This is a genomic window from Microvirga massiliensis (genome assembly GCF_001006805.1).
Lineage (GTDB): Bacteria > Pseudomonadota > Alphaproteobacteria > Rhizobiales > Beijerinckiaceae > Microvirga > Microvirga massiliensis.
In genome coordinates this window covers 278,489-282,822 of record NZ_LN811361.1, presented here as the reverse complement: position 1 = coordinate 282,822, position 4,334 = coordinate 278,489, and the positions used below count along the sequence as shown (strand labels likewise).

Genomic DNA, 4,334 nt, shown 5'->3' with positions numbered 1-4,334 from the left:
CTCGACCCCGTTGACCTGTTGCTCGAGCGGGGTCGCGACGGTGGCCGCAACGGTCTGGGCGTCCGCGCCGGGGTAGCTCGCCCGCACGACGATCGTCGGTGGAGCGATCTCCGGATACTGCGCGACCGGGAGCGTCGTATAGGCGATTCCGCCGAGCAAAACCAGCACGATCGAGAGAACCGTCGCGAAGATCGGCCGGTCCACGAAGAAGTGAGCAAACCGCATCGGGTGCTCCGTCAGTCGTCCGAATTGCGGACCATCGCTTCACGGATGGGAGGGAGCGTCGACATCTGGGGAGTGACCTTGATGCCGGGGCGAATGCGCGCGAGGCCATTGATCACGACCGTCTCGTCGCCCTTCAACCCCGATCGAATCACCCGGTAGCCATCGATGCGCGGCCCGAGACGGACCGACCGCGTCGCTACGCTGTTGTCCTCGCCGACGACGAAGACGATCCGGCGGTCCTGGTCGCTGCCGACCGATTCGTCGGGAACGAGCACTCCCTGGTAGGGATCCGAGCCGCTGACGCTGACGCGGCCGAACAGGCCTGGCGTGAGGAAAAGGTCCTTGTTCTCGAAGACGGCGCGCGCCCGGATCGTGCCGCTTGCCGCGTCGAGGCGGTTGTCGACGAAATCGAGTCGACCCGTCCTGTGCGCCTCGCGCTCATCGGTCATCGTCAACTGGACTTGATTGGGAACAGCCTGCGTCGAAGTTCTCGTCCCGCCTGCCATCTGGCGCGAGTAGGCAAGGTATGAGCGCTCGTCGACGTCGAAGTAGAAGTGGATGGGATCGAGCGAGACGATGTTGGTGAGGATCGTCTGGTTGGCATTGACGAGATTGCCTGCGGAGACGAGCTTGCGCGAGATCCGGCCCGCCAGCGGCGCCCTGATCTCGGTGAACTCGAGATCCAGGCGGGCGTTGCGAAGCGCTGCCTGTGCCCTGTCCAGCTCGGCCCGTGCCGTCAGGTAATTCGACCGGCGCTGATCGAGAAGCTGCTCGGCGATGTTGTTGGATCGGCGCAGGGACTCGGCCCTCTCCAGGTCGTTCGACGCGAACTCGACCCGGACCTGCGCCGAAGCGACCGTGGCCTCGGCCTGCTCGAGCGCAGCCTGATAGGGTCGCGGGTCGATCGTGAAGAGCGGGTCGCCCTCCTTGACCAGTGCTCCGTCGGTGAAGAGAACCTTTTCGAGATAGCCGGAGACGCGGGCGCGGATCTCGACCTCGTCGATCGCCTCGAAGCGGCCGATGAAATCGTCCCGTTCGATGATATCCTTTACGACCGGCTTGGCGACGGTGACCGTCGGTGGCGCAGGAGCTTGGGCGAAGGAAGGTATCGGGAGAAGCAGGACGGCAAGGACGGTGGCCGAGGCGATCCTGGAGCAGATCATGGCATCCTCCGTGGTGTTGCAATGGCCGCCGTTATGAATCCTCCCCGTAGGCTGCCGAGGAGGGCCGCGGCTGCACGCCCGCCCATGCCGGCACTGTGCTCGATGAAGGTGGCAGTCTGACGACCACAGCCTGGTTCGAAGACCCAGAACGGATAAGCCAGCAGGGTAGCCAGCGCTGTGAAGACAACCAGGATTCCCGCTCCGTCACGTGCGATAGTACGTGCCACAATACCGTTGGAGCGCGGGCGAGCCGATCGCTTGCAGCCGCATGTGCAAGGTCGCGTCTCCTGTCGCTTGGTCAGCAGCAGCACTCGTTCGATCCTTCATCGAGAATGGTTTCTTCAATGGCGGCCACGACGCTTTTCCACGGGAGCGAACCTGCTGGCGTCCGTCCGGATGCCGGGCCCGCCGAACGACATGAGTGCGCCTGCTGCTCTCCCCAACCCCCACGGACTGCGCCGCGAGAACGAGAACGCAACTGTATTCGACAAAGTGTGGCATTACGAGGGATGGCCTGATGGCGGGCGATCGGCCACGGCCAAAACGGCGTGGAGCGTCGCCACCACCTGTGCACCTTGGCCGACTGCCGCGGCGACGCGCTTGATCGAACCCGAGCGCACGTCACCAATTGCGAACACGCCGCGCACGCTCGTCTCCAACGGCCGGCTTGCGCCGTTCGTCTCGCTGCCGGTCAACACGAAGCCCCTTCGGTCGAGCGCCACGCCACGCACGACCTCGGGCAGGCCGCGCAAGACCTCACCGTCTTGGAGTTGGCAGGCGGGATAACGCCAGTCGTCTCCTTTCCGGATGGCGAGCATGGTGCCGGCGTGCCGCCGCTCGTCGATGGCCTCGCGCGTGATCCCGAGCAGCCGCGCGGCCGCTTCGATGGGCAGGGTGCCGTCGCCCGGCGCAGGAGCGCCTCTCGGTGCTCTGCATTCCGGACCAGCACGGGCGCGAACAATTGTCTCGAGCGAACATGCCGAAAGTGGTCAAGAGGACCGTCATGGCTCTCGACCTGGGATGTGCCGTAATGCCGAGCGGCGCATTTACCGGTCGTCGCGGCCATTCCGGTGGCGACCATTTGGCGGAGCTCATTTGGCCCGGGGTCATTTTGCGGGTGGCTCTTTGGCGGCTTTCGCCGGGCGGCATGGCGCTCATTGCGCTGCGTTCCACCGCCGTCTTATCGCCGTCTTCGTGGTTGCATCGTGACCACTTCGCCTGCCTCACCGCTTTCGCCACGCGCGCCAGGGTGGGTGCTACCAGATGGAACGGATTCACACGCGCATCGGCTGAGCCGACGCTCTCGACCAAGGGACGAGCATTAGAGGAGAAACAGCGTGCGTTCGATCCCCGTTGGAGCCAAGGGCACCTTCACGCTCGTGATCGGGCCTCAACATCTCGCCAACCGGTTCAAGGATGCGGTATTGCCGCCGGTTCTTGCGACGCCCGTAATGATCCTGATCATGGAAAACGCGGCGCTGAACGCCATTCGCGATTTCCTTGAACCGGGGGAGAGCGCCGTTGGCACTGAAGTCAGCGTACGTCACCTCGCGGCAACGCCAGTCGGTCATCAGGTGCATGCCGAAGCGGAGGTCACACAGGTCAACGGTCGCCGCGTCGCGTTCAGCGTCGTCGCGAGAGACGAGGTCGAGGAGATCGGACGCGGCACGCACGAACGCATGGTCGTCGATCTCAGCCGCCTTGGCCAAAGCCTCGTGACCAAGCGTCGGTCGTAGCCAAAGTAAGCCAGCCCGTAGGAACGAACCGGCATTCGGTAGCAAACACCACCAGATCTCCGTGACCTGATCGGGTAAGGTCTGCTGGCCAATTGTGCAGGGTAGCCTTGCACAATTCGAGGCGAGTGGAGCGTGAAATGGCGGGTGTCGTTGATGCGCTGCTGAGGAGGCGTGGAGAGCTGAGTGAACGGTGCCAGGCGTTGATGCTGGAGATCGCGCAGTTTGACAAGGATGTCGCCGCCGTCGATCACGTGCTGAGGCTGCTGGACCCAAGCGTCGTGCCAGCCACGCCGCGCCGCAGGAGATTGCCGTCCATCGACGACACGTTCGCAGGTGAGAACCTGACGGCGAGGGTTCTCATGAACCTCAAGGCGGCCCAGGAAGCCATCAGCACAGCAGCGTGTGCCTCGGCCATTGCGCAGGACAAGGGCATCGCCGAGGGCGATCCCGCCATCAGGCGATAGCCCTTGGGTTCCAGATCCGGACGGGTGCGACGAAGGAGACCTCCGTTCCCGGCGCCTTCGCATGCGGCGACGCAGCCCATGTGCCACACTCGGTCTCTCTTGCCGTGGGTGATGGCGCGTGGGCCGGGGTGCAGGTACATCGCTCCCTCGTCTTCTGAGTGCTCCCGCGCCTTGCGGACGGAAAGTGAGGATCTGCCGCATAGCGCCCGCAGTGAATGTCGGCTTACCTCCTCGACACCAGGACCGGATCTCCGGTTAAAGTGCACTTCGTCCGCATCCACCATGCAGATGGGGTTCAATCGCTCGTCACCCTCAATCCCGGGCCAAATTTACATGACTGTTTGCATGGGTCGCGGCCATGCTCCTTGGTTCGACTAAGCATTGCCAATCTTAAAAATCGGGCACGGAAAAGCCTAGGTTCGGCCCGGACCGAAATTCATGGCAAGGGCAATGAAATTCATGGCAAGGGCAATGGGAGGACAGGCGGGGTGCAAAACGATTAGCGCTCCCCCGTGAGTAGGTGTAGATTGGGCTGCCACGCCGCTTAGAGCCGGTCCGAGTTGTTCATGAGCTTTGACAAAGCCTTGCGATCCTGCGGGTCATGAGGCGGATCATGGCAAGCTGCACAAAGGCCAGTTGAGTGCGGGTGAGGTTCTCCACGTCCTTGGCGAGCCGACGGCAGCGGCCCAACCAGCCAAAGGTTCGCTCAACGATCCACCGCTTCGGTAACACCATGCTGGTACAGC

At 63.5% G+C, this 4,334-nt stretch carries 5 protein-coding genes and 2 pseudogenes; 3 read left to right on the top strand and 4 right to left on the bottom strand.

Annotated elements, in window-relative coordinates; genetic code table 11:
• From BN1233_RS30830 to BN1233_RS30820, 3 genes and pseudogenes are all read right to left on the bottom strand, one after another.
• Window positions 1-225 (bottom strand): efflux RND transporter permease subunit (locus tag BN1233_RS30830; RefSeq protein WP_046867466.1); only part of this gene is annotated, 225 nt, incomplete at its 3' end.
• 11 nt (window positions 226-236) lie between these two features.
• Window positions 237-1,388, bottom strand: coding sequence for an efflux RND transporter periplasmic adaptor subunit (locus tag BN1233_RS30825; protein WP_063776670.1), 1,152 nt, complete (start codon window positions 1,386-1,388; stop codon window positions 237-239).
• Window positions 1,389-1,888: 500 nt separating this feature from the next.
• A pseudogene (locus tag BN1233_RS30820) lies at window positions 1,889-2,113 on the bottom strand (thioredoxin reductase); the annotation flags it as partial.
• A gap of 612 nt (window positions 2,114-2,725) precedes the next feature.
• On the opposite strand from BN1233_RS30820, the gene BN1233_RS30815 reads away from it, so the two are divergent.
• The 3 genes and pseudogenes from BN1233_RS30815 to BN1233_RS50020 form a co-directional block, all read left to right on the top strand.
• Window positions 2,726-3,124, top strand: coding sequence for a thioesterase family protein (locus BN1233_RS30815; RefSeq protein WP_046867464.1), 399 nt, complete (start codon window positions 2,726-2,728; stop codon window positions 3,122-3,124).
• Between the two features lie 137 nt (window positions 3,125-3,261).
• Entirely contained in the window at window positions 3,262-3,588 is a 327-nt protein-coding gene (locus tag BN1233_RS30810; RefSeq protein WP_046867463.1) for a hypothetical protein, read from the top strand.
• A gap of 5 nt (window positions 3,589-3,593) precedes the next feature.
• Window positions 3,594-3,746 (top strand): annotated as a pseudogene (locus tag BN1233_RS50020) (thioredoxin reductase); the annotation flags it as partial.
• A 406-nt stretch (window positions 3,747-4,152) separates the two neighbouring features.
• Here BN1233_RS50020 and BN1233_RS45060 read toward each other — a convergent pair.
• A partial coding sequence (locus BN1233_RS45060) for a transposase (RefSeq protein ID WP_147707644.1) occupies window positions 4,153-4,334 on the bottom strand: 182 nt, incomplete at its 5' end.

Bases quoted from the DNA above. Each gene is read 5' to 3' on its own strand.
- BN1233_RS30825 (WP_063776670.1), bottom strand. From the start codon at position 1,388: ATGATCTGCTCCAGGATCGCCTCGGCCACCGTCCTTGCCGTCCTGCTT.
- BN1233_RS30810 (WP_046867463.1), top strand. From the start codon at position 3,262: ATGGCGGGTGTCGTTGATGCGCTGCTGAGGAGGCGTGGAGAGCTGAGT.